This window comes from Isoptericola sp. NPDC060185 (assembly GCF_042728595.1).
Classification (GTDB): domain Bacteria; phylum Actinomycetota; class Actinomycetes; order Actinomycetales; family Cellulomonadaceae; genus Isoptericola.
This window is the reverse complement of record NZ_JBHWYY010000010.1, coordinates 1-17,883: the sequence shown is the minus strand read 5'-3', so window position 1 is coordinate 17,883 and position 17,883 is coordinate 1. Positions and strand designations below refer to the sequence as shown.

Here is a 17,883-nt window from a genome sequence, read left to right as displayed (position 1 = left end):
ACCTGCTCCTCGCACGGGCCGCGCGAGGAACGAGTCAGCACGCTCGATGCTGGGGCACGGCTCCGGGATCAGACCCCGGCGGGGCCGGCCACCACGTCCTCCTCCTCGACGGCGGGGGCGCTGAACTGCGACTCGTAGAGCCGCGCGTACGCCCCTCCGGCGGCGAGCAGCGCGTCGTGGTCGCCCTGCTCCACGATCTGCCCGTGCTCCATCACCACGATGGTGTCGGCGTCACGGATGGTAGACAGGCGGTGCGCGATGACGAACGACGTGCGGTTCGCCCGCAGCGCGTTCATCGCCTGCTGCACCAGCACCTCGGTGCGGGTGTCGACCGAGCTCGTCGCCTCGTCGAGCACGAGGATCTCCGGGTCGGCCAGGAACGCCCGCGCGATGGTGAGCAGCTGCTTCTCGCCCGCGGACAGCGAGGTGGCCTCGTCGTCCAGGAGGGTGGCGTACCCGTCGGGCAGCGTGCGCACGAACGGGTCCACGTGGGTCGCCTCGGTGGCGGCGAGGAACTCCGCCTCCCCCACCGTGGCGCCGTCGCGCACGCCGTAGCGCAGGTTCTCCTCGATGGTGCCCTTGAACAGCCACGTGTCCTGCAGCACCATGCCGATCCGCTTGCGCAGGTCATCGCGCGTCATGTCGCGGCTGTCCACGCCGTCGAGCGTGATGCGCCCCGAGTTGACCTCGTAGAACCGCATGAGCAGGTTGACCAGCGTCGTCTTGCCGGCGCCCGTCGGCCCGACGATCGCGATCGTCTGGCCGGGCTCCGCGACGAGGTCGAGGTGCTCGATGAGCGGCGTCTCGGGGTCGTAGGAGAACGACACGTCCTCGAACGCGACCCGGCCCTGCACGTGCCCCAGCCGGCGGGGGGCCGACGGGTCCGGGTCCTGCTCCGGGGCGTCGAGCAGCTCGAACACCCGCTCGGCCGACGCGACGCCCGACTGCAGCAGGTTCATCATCGACGCGATCTGCGTGAGCGGCTGCGTGAACTGCCGCGAGTACTGGATGAACGCCTGCACGTCGCCCAGGGACAGCTGCCCCGAGGCCACGCGCAGCCCGCCGATCACGGCCACGATCACGTAGTTGAGGTTGGCCAGGAAGCCCATCGACGGCTGCATCGTGCCGGAGATGAACTGCGACTTGCGGGACGCGTCGTACAGCGCCTCGTTCTCCTCGCCGAACTTCGCCGCGGCCGCCTCCTGGCGCCCGTAGACCTTCACCAGCGAGTGACCGGTGAACATCTCCTCGACGTGCGCGTTGAGGCGCCCGGTCGCGGCCCACTGCGCCACGAACTGCGGCTGCGACCGCTTGGCGATCTGCATGGTCAGGACGATCGACAGCGGCACGGTGATCAGCGCGACCAGGGCCAGCACCCACGAGATCCAGAACATCATGCCGAGCACGCCGATCACGGTGAGCACGGAGGTCACGAGCTGCGCGAGCGTCTGGGTCGTGGTCTGCGCGACGTTGTCGATGTCGTTGGTGACGCGCGAGAGGATCTCGCCCTTGGCCTGCTTGTCCACGTAGCTCAGCGGGATGCGGTGGAGCTTGGCCTCCACCTCGTCGCGCAGGCGGCGCATGGTGTTCTGCACCGCGATCGTCATGATGCGCGCCTGCAGCCAGCCGAAGAGGAACGCGCCCACGTACACGGCGAGCACCCACGTCAGGATCTCGGCGAGCCGGGTGAAGTCCACCCCCTGGCCGACGACGACCCCGTGCATCGAGGCGAGCATGTCGGCCTGCGTGGTGTCGCCGGAGGCCCGCAGGCCCTCGACCACCTGGTCGACGGGCGTCCCGGCGGGGACCTGCGGCGACTCGATCGCCTTGCCGACCACGCCGGCGAAGATGACGTTGGTGGCCTCGCCGAGGATCTTCGGGCCGGCCACGGTGAGCGCCACCGAGACGACGCCGCACAGGGTGAGCAGGATGACGCGCGCCCGCTCGGGGCGCATCACGCGGGCGAACCGCACGAGCGACCCGCGGAAGTCCATCGCCTTCGCGCCGGGGGCCCCGCCCATGCCACCCATGGGGCCGTGCCCGCCGCCCCCGCGGGGTCCTCCGGCGGGTCGGCCGGCCGGTGCCTTGCGTTCGGTGCTCATGCCGCCTCCTCGAGGGACATCTGGGAGGTGACGATCTCCTGGTAGGTCTCGTTGTCGGCCAGCAGCTCGGCGTGCGTGCCGCGCCCGACGATGCGCCCGTGGTCCAGCACGAGGATCTGGTCCGCGTCCCGGATGGTCGCCACGCGCTGGGCGACGACGAGGACGGTCGCGTCCTTCGTCCGGGGCCGCAGCGCCGCGCGCAGGCGCGCGTCGGTGCTGTAGTCGAGCGCCGAGAACGAGTCGTCGAACAGGTAGATGCTCGGGCGCCGCACGACGGCCCGCGCGATCGCGAGCCGCTGCCGCTGGCCGCCGGAGAACGTCGTGCCGCCCTGCGCCACGGGGGCCTCGAGCCCCTCGGGGAGGGCCTCGACGAAGTCGCGCGCCTGCGCGATCTCCAGCGCCTGCCACATCTCGTCCTCGGTGGCGTCGGCCTTGCCGTAGCGCAGGTTGTCCGCGATCGTGCCGCTGAACAGGAACGCCTTCTGGGGCACCAGGCCCTGGATGGACCCGAGGTCCGCCGTGGTCAGGTCGCGCACGTCCACGCCGTCCACGAGCACCCGCCCGTCGGTGACGTCGAACAGGCGCGGCACCAGGTTGAGCAGCGTGGTCTTGCCCGCACCCGTCGAGCCGATGATCGCGGTGACCTGGCCGGGCGACGCGGTGAACGTCAGGTCGTGCAGCACGGGCTCGTCGGCGCCCGGGTACCGGAACTCGACTCCGTCGAACCGCACCTCGCCGCGCGGGCCCTCGCCGTCGGCCAGGGACGTGAGGGACACGGGCGCGGCCGGCTCGGTGACCGAGGTCTCGGTGTCCAGGACGTCGGTGATGCGGCCCGCGGCGACCGAGGCGCGCGGCACCATCATCACCATCATCGTGGACATCATCACGGCCATGAGGATGTACATGATGTAGCTGAGGAACGCCATGAGCGCGCCCACCTGCATCTCGCCGTTGTCGATGCGCTGCGCGCCGAACCACAGCACGGCGACGCTCGAGGCGTTCATGATCAGCATGACCATCGGGAACGCCAGGGCCATGAGCTTGCCGGCGTTCAGCGACGTGTCGTACAGCGCCTCGTTCGTGGCGCCGAACCGCTCCAGCTCGCGGTCCTCGCGGACGAAGGCGCGCACCACCCGCAGGCCGGTGATCTGCTCGCGCAGGACGCCGTTGATGGCGTCGATCCGCTTCTGCATGGCCCGGAAGTAGGGCACCATCCGCCACATCAGCAGGCCCATCGCGATGCCCAGGACCGGGACGACGACCAGCAACAGCCCGGAGAGCGCGACGTCCTCCTGCAGCGCCATGATGACGCCGCCGACCAGCATGATCGGCGCCATCACCATGATGGTGAAGGTCATCAGCACGACCATCATCACCTGCTGCACGTCGTTGGTCGTGCGGGTGATGAGCGACGGGGCGCCGAACTGCCCGAGCTCGCGCGCGGAGAAGCCCTGCACGGAGTCGAACAGGTCGCGCCGCACGTCGCGGCCCAGCGCCGTGGCGGTGCGCGCGCCCAGGAACACCGCGCCGATCGCGCACACGACCTGGCCCAGGCTGACGACGAGCATCCAGCCGCCCACGCGCATGATGTAGGCGGTGTCGCCCGTGGTCACGCCGTTGTCCACGATGTCGGCGTTGAGGGAGGGCAGGTAGAGGGAGGCGAGCGTCGCGAGCAGCTGGAGCACCAGCAGCAGCGCGACGGCGCCGGAGTACGGGCGCAGATAGCTCCGCGCCAGGGAGACGAGCATCAGGGCTCCTGGGGGTGGGGGTGACGGGGCGCTGCCCCGGGGGGATTGTCAGGCACCGGGCGCCTCGGGCACCTGTTCTTTTTCTCGATCCTCCGCGATGCCGTGCACGAGCGCATCGGCGACCACGCGGGCCGAGGGCGCCGGGAGCAGGTGGTCCACGCGCCCGTGCGTGCCGGCGATGCTCGCCTCGAGGAGCGCCACGGCGACCTCGATCGGCACGCGCAGCCTGTGCTCGTCGGGCTGCAGCACCCCGACCAGCCCGGCCACGGTGGCCTCGCGCTGCTGCTCGCGCTGCCGCGCGAGCTGCTCCCGGAAGTCCTGCACGTGCTCGGACGGGGCCAGGTCGCGGGCGCCTGTGCGGTGGTGCAGCGCCCGCAGCACGCCCATCCACCGCACGACGTCGCTCATCCGGCGCCGGCCGAGCTCGATGACGCGTTCGAGCCGCTCCTCGAGCGGCGCCTCCCGGTCGATCGCCGCGAGCTCCGCGCGGGTCTCGACCGGGCCGGAGGCGCGGTGCAGCCCCTCGACCGCGACGGCGCCGACGAGCGTGAGCTTGTCGCCGAAGGCGCGGAACAGGGTGCCCTCGGCGACCCCGGCGGCGTCCGCGAGCTCGCGGCTCGTGACGTCGACGCCGAACTCGCCGACCAGCGGCAGGACGGCGTCGATGATCGCGGACCGCCGGTCTTCCGGGGACAGCGGGGTGGCGCGACGACTCGCGCCCGGTGCAGCCAGCATGAGCGACATGCTAAATGAGTGAGCACTCACTCGTCCACCCCCTCCGCCGCTCCCGTCGCGACCGGCCGGACACGACGGGACCCCGCCACCCACGAGGGGTGACGGGGTCCCGTCGCGGCGTGCAGCCGGCTACTGCTGCGGCTCCTCCGGCTCGCCCGTCACGGGGCGCGGCGGGGTGCCGGTGGCCGGCGGGGTCGCCGGGCCGCCCGCGGGGCGCTGGCCGCGCTCCGCCGACGGGTCGAACGGCGCGCCCGACCGGGTGCCCGCGCTCGTCGCGTCGGCGGTCGCGGCCTCGGCCTGGCGACGCGCCTCGGCGAGGGCCTCGCCCGGGTCGGTCAGCGCGGTCTCGCCGAACGCGGTGCGCGGGCGAGGCGTGCGCTCGCCCTCGTCGTCGCCCGAGGGCGGGGTCGGGATGCCGGGCGTCCCGGGGACGCCGCCGAAGCCCTGCGCGATCGAGCCGAGCGCCGCCGTGAACTCGGTCGGCACGACCCACAGCTTCGAGGCGTTGCCGTTGGCGATCTGCGGCAGCATCTGCAGGTACTGGTACGCGAGCAGCTTGGGGTCGGCGTCGCCCTGGTGGATCGCGTCGAACACCTGCAGGATCGCGCGGGCCTCGCCCTCCGCGGTGAGGATCGCGGACTGGGCGTTGCCCTCGGCCCGCAGGATCTGCGACTGCTTCTCACCCTCGGCCGTGAGGATCTGCGACTGCTTGACACCCTCGGCCGTGAGGATCGTGGCGCGGCGGTCGCGCTCGGCGCGCATCTGCTGCTCCATCGCGCCCTGCACGGAGGCGGGCGGGTCGATCGACTTCAGCTCGACGCGGTTGACGCGCACGCCCCAGCGGCCGGTCGCCTCGTCGAGCACCCCGCGCAGCTGGCCGTTGATCTGGTCGCGGCTGGTGAGGGTCTGCTCCAGGTCCATCGAGCCGACGACGTTGCGCAGCGTGGTGACCGTGAGCTGCTCGATGGCGGTGATGTAGTTCGCGATCTCGTAGACGGCCGACTTCGGCTCCGTCACCTGGAAGTACACGACGGTGTCGATGCTCACCACGAGGTTGTCGCTCGTGATCACCGGCTGCGGCGGGAAGGAGACGACCTGCTCGCGCAGGTCGACGCCCGCGCGCACGCGGTCGATGAACGGCACGAGCCAGTGCAGCCCCGGCTCGAACGTGTGCCGGTAGCGGCCGAGGCGCTCGATGATGAGCGCCGTGGCCTGCGGCACCACCCGCACCATCTTGAACAGCGCCACGACCACGAAGATCACGAGCGCGAGAATCACGATCCACAGCACGATGGTGCCGGCGGACGGGTCGGACACGATGGTCCCTTTCTGTCGACGTCGAACAGGACTGCCGGCATCCCGGCAGGGTGGAACGCGCCCGGACCGTCGGCGGCCCGGGCGTCCGTCAGGCGCTGTGCTCGGGCTGGGCGTGCGAGGTGGGGACGGGCTCGACGACGGCGGTCGCGCCCTCGATCCGCACCACCCGCACCTCGGCGCCCTCGGGCACCCGGCCGCTCGAGTTCGGCACGCCGTCGTCGACGAGCCGCGCGCTCCAGACCTCGCCGGCGAGCTTGACGCGGCCCCCGGTCTCGGTGACCTCGCTCAGGACGACGGCGGGACGCCCGACGTGCGCCGCGACGTTGGTCTCCTGCAGCGGCACGCGCTGCCGGAGGTGCTGCAGCAGCCACGGGCGCAGCAGGAGCACGAGGACCAGCGCGAAGACGCACGCCACCACGAACTGCAGCCACACCGGGCCGCCTGCCGCCGCCGTCACGGAACCGGCCAGCGCGCCCCCGGCGAGCATGATGAACACGAGGTCTAGCGAGAACATCTCGATGGCGGCCAGCACCAGCGCCGCCCCGATCCACCACAGCCAGGAATCCATGGTCACCTCCGCCAGGCCCTGCGCCGGGACCCGACTGTCGCGGCCACAGGGTTTTGCTCAGACTTTACCAAGACTTCCCCCGTGCTGGGAACGGTCAGCGACCGGCGGGTCGCGCCGCGCGCGCCAGCCAGCGACCGCCCCCGTGGGCGACCATCAGCGGCGTCCCGAACGCCTGCGAGAGGTTGTCCGCGGTGAGCACCTCGTGGATCGGGCCGGCGGCCTGGATCCCCCCGTGGCGCATGAGCAGCAGGTGCGTGAAGCCCGGCGGGATCTCCTCGACGTGATGCGTCACGAGCACCAGGACGGGCGACGCCGGGTCGGCCGCGAGCTCGGACAGCGCGCCCACCAGCTCCTCGCGGCCGGCCAGGTCGAGGCCCGCGGCGGGCTCGTCGAGCAGCAGGAGCTCCGGGTCCGTCATGAGGGCGCGGGCGATCTGCACGCGCTTGCGCTCCCCCTCGGACAGGGTGCCGTAGTAGCGGTCGGACAGGTCCGCGACGTCGAACGCCGCGAGCAGGTCCTTGGCGCGCTGCTCGTCGAACTCCTCGTACGACTCCTGCCAGCGGCCCGTCACGCCGTAGGCGGCGGTCAGCACGACGTCCCGCACCGTCTCGTGGCCCGGGATGCGGTCGGCGAGCGCGGCCGACGCGAATCCGATGCGCGGGCGCAGCTCGAACACGTCGACGCGGCCCAGCCGCTCCCCCAGGAGCTCCGCGGTGCCGGACGTGGGGTGCGAGCGCGCCGCGAGGATCTGCAGCATCGTCGTCTTGCCGGCGCCGTTGGGCCCCAGCACCACCCAGCGCTCGCCCTCGTTCACCTGCCAGTCCACGGCGTCGAGGATGGTGGTGGTACCGCGTCGAACGGTGACGCCCTGCAGGTCGAGAACCGCGCTCATGAGGCCCGACCCTACCCGAGCGCCGACGCCGGACCGGCCTGCGTCCGGGCCCGCCCGACGTCTAGGGTGTGATGCCGTGGACACCTCCCCCGACACCCTGCCGCGCAGCGTCGTCCTCGCGCTCTGGCTGCAGACCGTGGGCGCCGCGCCGGGCGTCGTCGTGCGCAGCGTGCAGGGCGACGACGAGCCGCACGGCGTCGTGGGGATGCCGGGCCGCGCCGAGGACGAGGACGCCGACCTGCGCGCCCTCGTGACCGCGTGGCTCGACGGCCCCCGCGAGGTGTGCGCGCTCCTGCCCGCTCCCGGCGACCTCGGCGGCGTGCCGGCGGCCGTGAGCGCCGAGGCCACCGACGCCGGCGAGTGCGTGATGGTGACCACGCCGGCCGGGTCGTGGGCCGCGGTGCCGGCCGTCACCACGTTCGGCAGCGCCCTCGAGCCGGGCCACCTCGTGGCGTGGCAGGTGCGGGCCGTGCCCGCGTGGTCCACCCACGTGGCGGGCGCGCTCGGCTCCCTGCCGGACGCCGAGCGCGAGCTGCGCACCAGCCTCGTCACCGCCACCGAGGCCCTCGACGCCCTCGACGTGGCGCGGTGGCGCGACGACGCGGCGGACGCGATCGAGCGGCTGCGCGGCGGCAGCACGGACGGCTGGCCCGTGCCCACCCTCGAGGGACGACGGGCGCGCGTGCTGCAACTCGCCACCCGGCTCCTGGCGATCGTCGACCTCGCGACCGTCGACGAGGGGGGCGCGGTCAACGTCTGGCAGTCCGACCAGCGCGCCACCGCCCTGCGCGAGGTGGAGCGCACCGCGCGGCGCGCGCTGAGCGCCGCCACCTACGGCGCGGTGCGCTGACCGCCCCGAGGATCACGACCCGGCGCCATCAGCCCGGTCAGCCCGGTCAGCCCGCGAGGACCGCCCGGTAGACGTCGAGCGTGCGGCCCGCGACGGCGTCCCAGGAGAACAGGTCCTCGGCGCGGCGGCGGCCCGCCGCGCCCATCGCCGCGGCGCGCGCCGGGTCGTCCAGCACGCCCAGGAGCGCCGCCGCCAGGTCGCCGACGAACCGCTCGGGGTCGAGCGGGGTGCCGGTGCCGTCGTCGGCCTGCTCGATCGGCACCAGCGCGCCGGTGACGCCGTCGTCGACCACCTCGGGGATGCCGCCCGTGGCGGTGCCGACCACCGGCAGGCCCACGGCCATGGCCTCGAGGTTGACGATGCCGAGCGGCTCGTACACGGACGGGCAGACGAACACGGTGCTCGCGGCGAGCACGGCGATCAGGTCGGGGCGCGGCAGCATCTGCTCGATCCACACGACGCCGGCCTCGGCGCCGCCCCCGCCGGGCCCGGCCTCCCCCGTGCCGCCGCGCGCGCGGCGCAGCTCGGCGACCAGGCCGCGCACCTCGTCCATCAGCTCCGGGGTGTCCGGGGCGCCGGCGCACAGCACGAGCTGCACCTCGCGCGGCAGCCGGGCCGCGGCGCGCAGCAGGTACGGCAGCCCCTTCTGCCGGGTGATCCGCCCGACGAACACCACGGCCGGGCGCTCCGGGTCGATGCCGAGATCGCGCACCACGCGCTCCGCCTCCGGGTCGCCGGCGCCGGGACGCCGCCAGCCGGCCAGGTCGATCCCGTTGTGCACCACGTGCACGCGCGCGGGGTCGAGCTCCGGGTAGACCCGCAGGATGTCGGCGCGCATGCCCGCCGACACCGCGATCACGCCCGCCGCCCCCAGGTAGGCGGTGCGCTCCGCCCACGACGACAGCGCGTACCCCCCGCCGAGCTGCTCGGCCTTCCACGGCCGCAACGGCTCGAGCGAGTGCGCCGTGACCACGTGCGGCACGCCGTGCAGCAGGCCGCCCAGGTGGCCGGCGAGGTTCGCGTACCAGGTGTGGGAGTGCAGCACGTCCGCGCCGGCGACGTCCTGCGCCATCGCGAGGTCGACGCCGAACGTGCCGAGCACCGGGTCCACGGCGGCCAGGCCGGCGGGCACCCCGTACCCGGTCACGCCGGCCGCGGCGGCGTCCGCGGGGCGCGGCCCGTCGAAGCAGCGCACCCGCACGTCGACCTGCCGGCGCAGCACGGCGGACAGCTCCTCGACGTGCACGCCCGCGCCGCCGTAGACGTGCGGCGGGTACTCGCGGGTCAGCAGGTCGACGCGGAACGGGCTCGTCTCCGGGGTGCTCACGCGGTCAACCTACCCATGCGGGCGGGTCGCGGGCGCGGCGGCCCACGACGCCCTAGGGTCGGGGGCATGGCGTCGACCCAGCCCCGCGTGCTCGCGATCGTCCTCGCCGGCGGCGAGGGCAAGCGGCTCATGCCCCTCACGGCGCACCGCGCCAAGCCTGCGGTCCCCTTCGGGGGCATCTACCGGCTGGTCGACTTCGCGCTCTCGAACATCATCAACTCGCGGTACCTGCGGGTCGTCGTGCTCACGCAGTACAAGTCGCACTCGCTCGACCGGCACATCTCCAAGACGTGGCGGATGTCGTCGCTGCTCGGCAACTACGTGTCGTCCGTGCCTGCGCAGCAGCGGGTGGGCAAGCACTGGTACCTCGGCTCGGCGGACGCGATCTACCAGTGCCTCAACATCATCGACGACGAGCGGCCGGACATCGTGGTCGTGGTCGGCGCCGACCACGTGTACCGCATGGACTTCTCCCAGATGGTGGAGGCACACGTCTCCACGGGGGCGCGCGCGACGGTGGCGGCCATCCGGCAGCCGATCGCGATGGCCGACCAGTTTGGCGTCATCGAGGTGGACCGCGAGGACCCGACGCGCATCTCCGAGTTCCTCGAGAAGCCCGAGAGCCCCGTGGGCCTGCCCGACTCCCCCACCGAGGTGCTCGCCTCGATGGGCAACTACGTGTTCGACGCCGACGCGCTCGTCGAGGCCGTCACGAAGGACTCCGCCGACCCGGACTCCCGGCACGACATGGGCGGCGACATCATCCCCGCCTTCGTGGCCGAGGGGACGGCCGGCGTGTACGACTTCATCCGCAACGAGATCCCCGGCTCGACAGACCGCGACCGGGACTACTGGCGCGACGTCGGCACCATCGACGCCTACTTCGAGGCCAACACGGACCTCATCGCGGTCCAGCCCGTGTTCAACCTCTACAACCAGGACTGGCCGCTGCTCACCGGGTACACCGGCCTGCCGCCGGCGAAGTTCGTGCACGCCGGGCCCGGGCGCCTGGGCCACGCCGCCGACTCGATCGTCTCGCCTGGTGTCCTCATCTCCGGCGCGACGGTCGCAGGGTCCATCCTGTCCCCGGGCGCCTACCTGCACTCCTGGGCCACCGTCACCGACTCCGTCGTGATGGACAACGTCCAGGTGGAGCGGCACGCCCAGGTCCACCGCGCCATCCTCGACAAGAACGTGGTGGTGAGCGAGCGGGCCCGGGTCGGCGTCGACCACGAGGAGGACCGGGCCCGCGGTTTCACCGTCTCGGCGTCGGGGATCACCGTCGTCCCGAAGGGCACCGTCGTTGCTTGATCCCGCTCCCCGCACCGCCCCCGTTCCCACCGAGCCGCCGAGCCGGCGCCGCCTGGTGGTCACCGACGTCGACTCGACGTTCATCACCGCCGAGGTGATCGAGCTGCTCGCCGACCACGCCGGCACCCGCGCGCAGGTCGCCGAGGTGACCGAGCGCGCGATGCGCGGCGAGCTCGACTTCGCCGGCTCCCTACGCGAGCGGGTCGCCACCCTGCGCGGCGTGCCCGTCGAGGCGCTCACCGCGGTGCGGGAGGCGGTCGTGCTGACCCCCGGCGCCGCCGACCTCGTCAGCGAGACCCGCCGGCGCGGCTGGGAGTTCGGCCTCGTCTCCGGCGGCTTCGCCGAGATCCTCGGCCCGATCGCCGACGCCCTCGGCATCGCGCGCTGGCGCGCCAACCGGCTCGAGGTCGCCGACGGCGTCCTCACCGGCCGGACCGTCGGCCCCGTCGTCGACCGGGCGGACAAGGCCGCGACCCTCCGCCGCTGGGCCGACGAGTGCGGGCTGGAGATGGTCGACACCGTCGCCGTGGGCGACGGCGCGAACGACCTCGACATGATCGACGCGGCCGGCATCGGCATCGCGTTCGCCGCCAAGCCCGTCGTGCGGGCGCAGGCGCCGTTCAGCGTGGACGGGCCGCGCCTTGACGCCGTGCTCGCCGTCATCGACGAGGTGGACGCCGCCGCCGGGCGGGCGCCGGGCACCGCGCGGCCGTGATCCCCCACCCGTAGCGCGAAACCCCTGGCGGGGGCCAGGATCGGACCATGGCGACGACGGTCGAGACCAACGCCCTCAACACCATCGACGAGTCCGAGCGGCACGGCCGCCCCCGCGACCTGTTCTGGCCGTGGTTCGCGGCCAACGTGTCCGTGCTCGGCCTCGGCTACGGCGCGTACCTGCTGGCGTTCGGCGTGTCCTTCTGGCAGGCCGTCGCCGTGGGCGCGATCGGCATCGTGGCGTCGTTCCTGGCCTGCGGGTTCATCTCGCTCGCCGGCCGGCGCGGGTCCGCGCCCACGATGGTGCTCAGCCGCGCCGCCTTCGGGGTGGACGGCAACCGGCTGCCGTCCCTGCTGTCGTGGATCCTCACCGTCGGCTGGGAGACCGTGCTGGTGGCGCTCGCGACCCTCGCCACCGCGACCGTGCTCGGCACGCTCGGCTGGGGCGGCGGCACCGTGACGCAGGTGGTCACGCTGGCCGTGGTGGCACTGGTCGTCGTGACGGCGGGGATCTTCGGGTTCCAGCTCGTGATGCGGCTGCAGCAGGTCATCACCGTGCTGACCGCCGTGCTGACCGTGGTGTACGTCGTGCTGGTCGCGGGCCACATCGACTGGGCGACGGTCGCGGCGATCCCTCCCGGGCACGCGCCCCAGGTGATCGGCGGGCTCGTGTTCATGATGACCGGCTTCGGCCTCGGCTGGGTGAACATGGCCGCCGACTACTCCCGCTACCTGCCGCGCACGGCGTCGGGCCCCGGCGTCGTCGGCTGGACGACGTTCGGTGCGTCCCTGCCGCCCGTGCTGCTCCTGGTCGCGGGCCTCCTGCTCGCCGGCTCGGACCCCGCGCTGGCCGACGCGATCGGCGCCGACCCGATCGGCGCGCTCGCCGTGCTGCTGCCCGAGTGGTTCCTGATCCCGTTCATGGTCGTGGCCCTGGCCGGCCTCATCGGCGGCGCGGCGCTCGACATCTACTCCTCCGGGCTCGCGCTCCTGTCGCTGGGCCTGCCCGCCCCGCGCTGGGTCGCGGCCGCGATCGACGGCGTCCTCATGGTGCTCGGCGCCGTGTACGTGGTCTTCGTCGCCGACGACTTCTTCGGCCCGTTCCAGGGCTTCCTCATCACCCTGGGCGTCCCGATCGCCGCCTGGTGCGGCGTGCTGCTGGCCGACATCGCGCTGCGCCGCCGCGACTACGCCGACGCCGAGCTGGGCGACCGGCACGGCCGCTACGGGAGCGTGCGCTGGCCCGCGGTCCTCCTCGTGGTGGGCGGCACCGTGGTCGGCTGGGGCCTGGTGACGAACACGTACGCCGGGTGGCTGTCCTGGCAGGGCTACCTGCTGGGGCCGCTGGGCCTCGGCGGGCGGGACGGGCAGTGGGCCGGCGCCAACCTCGGCGTCCTGGTCGCCCTCGCGCTCGGGCTGCTCGGCACGTTCCTGCTCTCCGCCCGAGCCGTGCGGCGCCAGGAGTCGGCGGAGCATTCGGCGCAGGATTCGGCGCAGGAGGCGGCATGAGCCGCGGGACGGGCGGCGCGGTCCTGGTCGTCGTCGACATGCAGACCGTCTTCGGCGCGCCCGGCAGCCCGTGGGCGTCACCGGCGTTCGACGCCGCGGCCGACGGCGTGCGGCGCCTGCTGCCCGCGTTCGCGGGCCGCACCGTCTGGACGCGGTACGTGGCGCCCGCGGAGCCGGAAGGCGCGTGGCGGGAGTACTTCGCGCAGTGGCCGTTCGCCCTCGTGCCCGCCGACGACCCGTTGTACGCGATCGCTGACGGCCTGGACCCGGCGGGCGCGCACGTCGTCACCGCGACGACGTTCGGCAAGTGGGGCCCGGAGCTCGAGGCCGCGGTCGGCGGCGCGGGCGAGCTGGTGGTGGCCGGCGTCTCCACCGACTGCTGCGTGCTGTCCACCGTGCTCCCCGCGGCCGACGCCGGCCGGCGGGTGCGGGTGGTGGCGGACGCGTGCGCCGGCGCGAGCCCCGAGGACCACGAGCGCGCGCTGGCCGCGATGCGGCTCTACGCGCCGCTGGTGGAGGTCACGTCGGTCGACGAGGTGCTCGGCAGCGCCTGAACGGGGCGGGTTCGGGCGCCCGGGCCCGCCAGACCGGAGGTCAGGACGGGCGGCCGACGTGCACGAGCCGTGACGTGCCGCGACCCCAGTCGGCCCACGGGTGCGCGGCGGACTCCAGCACCGAGTAGGTGGCCGTCGGGACGCCGACGCGCACCTGGGCGAGGGCGGCGGGCTCGGAGCCCTCGGCGGCGAGGTACGCCGCCGTCGCGGCCATCGTCGGCTCGTGCCCGACGACGAGGACGGTGCGCACGGACGCCTCGACCTCCCGCAGGAGGCCGAGGACGTCGCGCACGCTCGCCTCGTAGAGCTCGTCGCGCACCTCGAGGACGGTCGCAGCCGAGCCGTCCAGGTGGGCCGAGGCCAGGTCCCAGGTCTGGCGCGTGCGCAGCGCGGACGACACCAGCGCGACCTGCGGCAGCAGGCCGGCCGCGGTGAGGGCCATGCCCACGCGGCTCGCCTGCTTGCGCCCGTTCAGCGCGAGGGGCCGCTGCTCGTCGGAGAGCGCCCCCTTGCCCGGCTCCGCCTTCGCGTGCCGCAACAGCACGAGTCGCCAGCTCGGCGCGGCGCCCTCGGCCTGCGTTACCGCTCTCATGCGCTCCGTCTCACAGGTCGGTCCGGGGGTCGTTCCGGGACCGGCCCGTCACTGACCCATCGCGTGCACACCACCGTCGACGTGGACGATCTCACCGGTCGTGGCGGGGAACCAGTCCGAGAGAAGCGCCACGACGGCGCGCGCGGCGGGCTCCGCCGTGGTCTGGTCCCAGCCCAGCGGGGCACGCTGCGGCCAGGCGTCCTCCATGGTCGCGAACCCCGGGATGGACTTCGCGGCCGTGGTGCGGATGGGCCCGGCGGAGACGAGGTTACACCGGATGCCGTGCGGCCCGAGGTCACGGGCCAGGTAACGGTTCGCCGACTCCAGGCCGGCCTTCGCGACGCCCATCCAGTCGTAGACCGGCCACGCGAACGACGCGTCGAACGTGAGGCCGACGTAGGCACCACCGGACATCAGCGGGCGGGCCGCCTCGATGAGCGACTTGTACGAGTACGTCGAGACCTGCAGGGCCGTGGCGACGTCGCCCCACTCGGCGGCGAGGAAGTTGCCGCCCATGACGGACTGGGGGGCGAAGCCGATCGAGTGCACGACGCCGTCGATGCCGTCGACGTGCTCCTTCACGCGCTCCGGGAGGGCCGCGAGGTCCTCGTCGCTGGTCACGTCGAGCTCGACCACGGGCGCCGTGACGGGCAGCCGCTTGGCGAACGCCTGCGTGAGCTTCATCTGGCGGCCGAAGGAGGTGAGCACCACCTCGGCGCCCTCCTCCTGGGCGAGGCGGGCGGCGTGGAACGCGATCGAGCTGTCCGTGAGGACGCCGGTGACGAGGAGCTTCTTGCCGTCGAGCAGAGCCATGATGACCTTCCGGTTGTGCTGAGGGTGAGTGAGCGGGGGGCGGCGGGCGTCAGTGGCCCATGCCGAGGCCGCCGTCGACGGGGATGACCGCGCCGGAGACGTAGGCCGCGGCGTCCGAGGCGAGGAACCCGACGACGCCCGCGATCTCGTCGGTCGAGGCGAACCGCCCGGCGGGGATGGTCGCCTTGTACTTCTTCTGGGTGTCCTCGGGCAGCGCCGCCGTCATGTCGGTCTCGACGAAGCCGGGGGCCACGACGTTGGCCGTGATGCCGCGCGCGCCGAGCTCGCGGGTGATCGACCGGGCCATGCCGACGAGGGCGGCCTTGGAGGACGAGTAGTTGACCTGGCCGGGGCCGCCGTACAGGCCGACGACGGAGCCGACCAGCACGATGCGGCCCTTGCGCGCGCGGATCATGCCCTTGGAGGCGCGGCGCACGCAGCGGAACGTCCCGGTGAGGTTCACGTCCAGGACCGACTCGAACTCCTCGTCGCTCATGCGCATGAGGAGCTGGTCGCGGGTGACGCCCGCGTTGGCGACGAGCACCTGGACCGGGCCGAGGTCGGTCTCGATCGCCGAGAAGGCGGCGTCCACGGCCGCGGAGTCGGTCACGTCGGCGACGTAGCCGTGCACGCCCTCGGGGAGGTCGCCTCCGCGGTAGAGGGTCGCGACGGTGTCGCCGTCGGCGACGAAGCGCTCGGCGATCGAACGGCCGATGCCGCGCGCGGCACCGGTGACGACGACGACCCGGCCCGTGGGTGCGGCACCGGCGGCGGCCGGGGTGGGCTGGGTGGCGGGGGCGTCGGTCACGGGGTCTCCTCGGCGGTCGTGCTCTGGTCAGGGCAGGTCAGGGCGGGTCGGGACGGACGGGGCGCGAAGGCGCGCGAAGCACCGCCGACGCCCTGGTGACGGTACCCCGCCGCGGGGCTCCCGCAGGGTCGCGGCGCGTCACACGTCGCCGCGGCCGTTTGTCGGATCCCTACAAGCCGCGGGGTCCCTGGCGGCCGGTCGGGGGGACGCGGGGCCCGCCGTAGACTGGCCGGGTGAGCCATGCCCGCGCGACCTCGTCCGGTTCGCGCCCGTCCGGGAACCGCCGTCACGACGCGGGCCGCGACGCCGAGGTCCCTTCGATCACCAGCGCTCCCGAGCCGCTGGAGGAGGACCAGGCGCGCCGCACCCGGCGCTACCTGGTGCAGATGGGCATCCGGATCGTGTGCTTCATCGGCGCCGTCCTGGTGGACGAGCTCTGGATCCGTCTGACGCTCGTCGCAGCCGCTGTCGTGCTCCCCTACTCGGCCGTGCTGTTCGCCAACGCCGGGCGCGACCGCGTCAGCTACGACACCTCGCCGATGGTCGACGTCGCGCCGGCCGAGCTCCCCGCGCCCGCCTCGCGGCCCGGCTCGTCGTCCGCCCCGGAGACCTTCGACGGCGCCCACCGCGTGGTCGAGCACCGGGACGACGAGCCTGACGACGCGCCCGACGGCCAGGGTCCAGACCAGGGTCCAGACCAGGATCAAGGCCAGGGCGACCCGACCGACGAGAACCGTGGAGGAGACCGCTGATGGACGTGCTGGGGACCGGGGCGGACCCGGTGGCCGGTGAGCTGGTGTGCTCCGCGAAGGGCTGCCGCGCCGAGGCCGCGTGGGGCCTGCTGTGGAACAACCCGCGGCTGCACACCCCGGAGCGCCGCAAGGTCTGGCTCGCGTGCGACGACCACCGCGAGCACCTCGAGCAGTTCCTCGGCGCGCGCTCCTTCTGGAAGCAGACCGTCCCCGTCGCGGAGCTCGACCGCGCGTGAGCACCTCCCCCGCGCCGGGCCGACCCTCCGACCTGCCCGCCCCCGCCGCGCCGCGCACCCGCCGGCAGTGGATCACCCTCGGCCTCGGTGCCGTGGTGCTGGCGGCGCTCTGCGTCCTCGCCGCGTTCTGGCAGTGGCACCGCTACACCTGGCGCGAGGCGCAGATCGACCTCGTCGAGAGCAACTACGCCAGCGCCCCGGTGGCCCTCGACACGCTGCTGCCCGAGCCCGGGGCCGTCCTCGACCCGGGTGACGAGTGGCAGCCCGCGGTGGCGACCGGCACCTACCGCCCGCAGGACACGGTGCTGCTGCGCAACCGGCCCGTCGGCGGCCAGCCCGGCTTCCACGTCCTGGTGCCCTTCGAGACGACGGGCGCCGACGGCCGGCCGCTCGTCCTGGTGGTCGACCGGGGCTTCGTCCCGACCGGCGAGGACGCCAGCAGCCCGTCGTCCGTGCCCGACCCCCCGAGCGGGGAGGTCGAGGTGACGATGACGATGCGGCCCGACGAGCCGGCCTCCACGCGCGGCACGCCCGCCGGCCAGGTCCAGGCGATCCACACCGACCAGGTGCTCGCCGCCGGCTCCGAGGGCGCGTCCTGGGCCGACGGGGCCACGGTGGGCGGCTACGGCCAGCTGCGCTCGGAGGACCCGGCGGCCGCGACGACTCCCGGCGCCCTCCCCGAGCCCGACACCGACCCGGGCTCGCACCTGAGCTACACGTTCCAGTGGTGCATCTTCGCGCTCGGGGCGCTGGGCGGCTACATCGTCCTGTGGCGTCGTGAGACGAGGCCGGTGCGCGTCACCGCCGGCGACCTCATCGCCGCGCACGACGGCCCGGACACTGACGGCACAGGCGGCGCGGGCGGCTCCCGCGTCCCGCGGCAGCCGCGCCGCCGCGTCGACGAGGACTACGAGGACGCGCTGCTGGACGCCGCCGAGCACGACGGCTCCCACGAGGACGCCGCCCGGTAGGACGACACCTCGCAGGACGACACCTCGCGACGACGAGGGCCCCGGACGACGAGAGCCCGGGGACGACGAAGCCCGGCGAGCGCG

The 17,883-nt window shown here is 73.8% G+C and carries 18 protein-coding genes; 8 read left to right on the top strand and 10 right to left on the bottom strand.

The features are described from left to right. Positions 1-68 precede the first annotated feature (68 nt). From ACFWDO_RS05930 to ACFWDO_RS05905, 6 genes are all read right to left on the bottom strand, one after another. On the bottom strand, positions 69-2,102 hold the full coding sequence (locus ACFWDO_RS05930) for an ABC transporter ATP-binding protein (protein ID WP_380319315.1): 2,034 nt from the start codon (positions 2,100-2,102) through the stop codon (positions 69-71). Beyond that, complete coding sequence (locus ACFWDO_RS05925; RefSeq protein ID WP_380319312.1) at positions 2,099-3,850, bottom strand: ABC transporter ATP-binding protein; 1,752 nt, start codon at positions 3,848-3,850, stop codon at positions 2,099-2,101. Before ACFWDO_RS05925 ends, ACFWDO_RS05930 begins: the two co-directional genes overlap by 4 nt. 48 nt (positions 3,851-3,898) lie before the next feature. Then, positions 3,899-4,585: a TetR/AcrR family transcriptional regulator gene (locus tag ACFWDO_RS05920; protein WP_380319309.1), complete on the bottom strand. Its 687-nt coding sequence runs from the start codon at positions 4,583-4,585 to the stop codon at positions 3,899-3,901. Positions 4,586-4,714: 129 nt separating this feature from the next. Continuing rightward, entirely contained in the window at positions 4,715-5,902 is a 1,188-nt protein-coding gene (locus tag ACFWDO_RS05915; protein ID WP_380319306.1) for an SPFH domain-containing protein, read from the bottom strand. A gap of 88 nt (positions 5,903-5,990) precedes the next feature. Beyond that, positions 5,991-6,470, bottom strand: a complete 480-nt coding sequence (locus tag ACFWDO_RS05910; RefSeq protein ID WP_380319303.1) for an NfeD family protein — start codon at positions 6,468-6,470, stop codon at positions 5,991-5,993. A 94-nt stretch (positions 6,471-6,564) separates the two neighbouring features. Further along, positions 6,565-7,362, bottom strand: coding sequence for an ABC transporter ATP-binding protein (locus ACFWDO_RS05905; protein WP_380319300.1), 798 nt, complete (start codon positions 7,360-7,362; stop codon positions 6,565-6,567). A gap of 76 nt (positions 7,363-7,438) precedes the next feature. Here ACFWDO_RS05905 and ACFWDO_RS05900 point away from each other — a divergent pair, with 76 nt between their 5' ends. Further along, a complete protein-coding gene (locus ACFWDO_RS05900) occupies positions 7,439-8,212 on the top strand; it encodes a hypothetical protein (protein WP_380319297.1) in 774 nt (257 codons plus the stop codon). A 46-nt stretch (positions 8,213-8,258) separates the two neighbouring features. On the opposite strand, the gene glgA is transcribed toward ACFWDO_RS05900, so the two are convergent. After that, the gene (gene glgA / locus ACFWDO_RS05895) at positions 8,259-9,539 is read right to left on the bottom strand and encodes a glycogen synthase (protein WP_380319294.1); all 1,281 of its coding nucleotides are present in this window, start codon (positions 9,537-9,539) and stop codon (positions 8,259-8,261) included. A gap of 66 nt (positions 9,540-9,605) precedes the next feature. On the opposite strand from glgA, the gene glgC reads away from it, so the two are divergent. Genes glgC through ACFWDO_RS05875 form a run of 4 tightly spaced genes read left to right on the top strand, consistent with a single transcriptional unit; the run spans position 9,606 to position 13,627 of the window. Continuing rightward, a complete protein-coding gene (glgC, locus tag ACFWDO_RS05890) occupies positions 9,606-10,850 on the top strand; it encodes a glucose-1-phosphate adenylyltransferase (protein WP_380319291.1) in 1,245 nt (414 codons plus the stop codon). Then, positions 10,843-11,565, top strand: coding sequence for a phosphoserine phosphatase SerB (gene serB, locus ACFWDO_RS05885; protein WP_380319288.1), 723 nt, complete (start codon positions 10,843-10,845; stop codon positions 11,563-11,565). Before glgC ends, serB begins: the two co-directional genes overlap by 8 nt. A 47-nt stretch (positions 11,566-11,612) precedes the next feature. Then, positions 11,613-13,073, top strand: coding sequence for a purine-cytosine permease family protein (locus ACFWDO_RS05880; protein WP_380319285.1), 1,461 nt, complete (start codon positions 11,613-11,615; stop codon positions 13,071-13,073). Continuing rightward, on the top strand, positions 13,070-13,627 hold the full coding sequence (locus ACFWDO_RS05875; protein ID WP_380319282.1) for a cysteine hydrolase family protein: 558 nt from the start codon (positions 13,070-13,072) through the stop codon (positions 13,625-13,627). Before ACFWDO_RS05880 ends, ACFWDO_RS05875 begins: the two co-directional genes overlap by 4 nt. A gap of 40 nt (positions 13,628-13,667) precedes the next feature. Here ACFWDO_RS05875 and ACFWDO_RS05870 read toward each other — a convergent pair whose 3' ends face one another. From ACFWDO_RS05870 to fabG, 3 genes are read right to left on the bottom strand one after another with little or no spacing between them, the layout of a single operon-like run. Continuing rightward, the gene (locus ACFWDO_RS05870) at positions 13,668-14,219 is read right to left on the bottom strand and encodes a SixA phosphatase family protein (protein ID WP_380319279.1); all 552 of its coding nucleotides are present in this window, start codon (positions 14,217-14,219) and stop codon (positions 13,668-13,670) included. Between the two features lie 48 nt (positions 14,220-14,267). Continuing rightward, positions 14,268-15,032, bottom strand: a complete 765-nt coding sequence (gene fabI / locus ACFWDO_RS05865) for an enoyl-ACP reductase FabI (protein WP_380319276.1) — start codon at positions 15,030-15,032, stop codon at positions 14,268-14,270. Between the two features lie 49 nt (positions 15,033-15,081). Next, complete coding sequence (fabG, locus tag ACFWDO_RS05860; protein ID WP_380319273.1) at positions 15,082-15,840, bottom strand: 3-oxoacyl-ACP reductase FabG; 759 nt, start codon at positions 15,838-15,840, stop codon at positions 15,082-15,084. A 233-nt stretch (positions 15,841-16,073) separates the two neighbouring features. On the opposite strand from fabG, the gene ACFWDO_RS05855 reads away from it, so the two are divergent. Genes ACFWDO_RS05855 through ACFWDO_RS05845 form a run of 3 tightly spaced genes read left to right on the top strand, consistent with a single transcriptional unit; the run spans position 16,074 to position 17,799 of the window. Continuing rightward, positions 16,074-16,592 carry a DUF3099 domain-containing protein gene (locus ACFWDO_RS05855; protein WP_380319270.1) on the top strand — a complete coding sequence of 173 codons (519 nt, stop codon included), beginning with the start codon at positions 16,074-16,076 and terminating at the stop codon, positions 16,590-16,592. Continuing rightward, on the top strand, positions 16,592-16,828 hold the full coding sequence (locus tag ACFWDO_RS05850; RefSeq protein ID WP_380319267.1) for a hypothetical protein: 237 nt from the start codon (positions 16,592-16,594) through the stop codon (positions 16,826-16,828). Before ACFWDO_RS05855 ends, ACFWDO_RS05850 begins: the two co-directional genes overlap by 1 nt. Next, positions 16,825-17,799 (top strand): SURF1 family protein, encoded by a 975-nt coding sequence (locus tag ACFWDO_RS05845; protein WP_380319264.1) that lies wholly within the window; start codon positions 16,825-16,827, stop codon positions 17,797-17,799. The genes ACFWDO_RS05850 and ACFWDO_RS05845 overlap by 4 nt, the downstream gene beginning before the upstream one ends. Positions 17,800-17,883 lie beyond the last annotated feature (84 nt).

Bases quoted from the DNA above. Each gene is read 5' to 3' on its own strand.
- ACFWDO_RS05925 (WP_380319312.1), bottom strand. From the start codon at position 3,850: ATGCTCGTCTCCCTGGCGCGGAGCTATCTGCGCCCGTACTCCGGCGCC.
- ACFWDO_RS05910 (WP_380319303.1), bottom strand. From the start codon at position 6,470: ATGGATTCCTGGCTGTGGTGGATCGGGGCGGCGCTGGTGCTGGCCGCC.
- ACFWDO_RS05870 (WP_380319279.1), bottom strand. From the start codon at position 14,219: ATGAGAGCGGTAACGCAGGCCGAGGGCGCCGCGCCGAGCTGGCGACTC.
- ACFWDO_RS05930 (WP_380319315.1), bottom strand. From the start codon at position 2,102: ATGAGCACCGAACGCAAGGCACCGGCCGGCCGACCCGCCGGAGGACCC.
- ACFWDO_RS05920 (WP_380319309.1), bottom strand. From the start codon at position 4,585: ATGCTGGCTGCACCGGGCGCGAGTCGTCGCGCCACCCCGCTGTCCCCG.
- ACFWDO_RS05850 (WP_380319267.1), top strand. From the start codon at position 16,592: ATGGACGTGCTGGGGACCGGGGCGGACCCGGTGGCCGGTGAGCTGGTG.
- fabI (WP_380319276.1), bottom strand. From the start codon at position 15,032: ATGGCTCTGCTCGACGGCAAGAAGCTCCTCGTCACCGGCGTCCTCACG.
- glgC (WP_380319291.1), top strand. From the start codon at position 9,606: ATGGCGTCGACCCAGCCCCGCGTGCTCGCGATCGTCCTCGCCGGCGGC.
- ACFWDO_RS05905 (WP_380319300.1), bottom strand. From the start codon at position 7,362: ATGAGCGCGGTTCTCGACCTGCAGGGCGTCACCGTTCGACGCGGTACC.
- ACFWDO_RS05880 (WP_380319285.1), top strand. From the start codon at position 11,613: ATGGCGACGACGGTCGAGACCAACGCCCTCAACACCATCGACGAGTCC.
- ACFWDO_RS05875 (WP_380319282.1), top strand. From the start codon at position 13,070: ATGAGCCGCGGGACGGGCGGCGCGGTCCTGGTCGTCGTCGACATGCAG.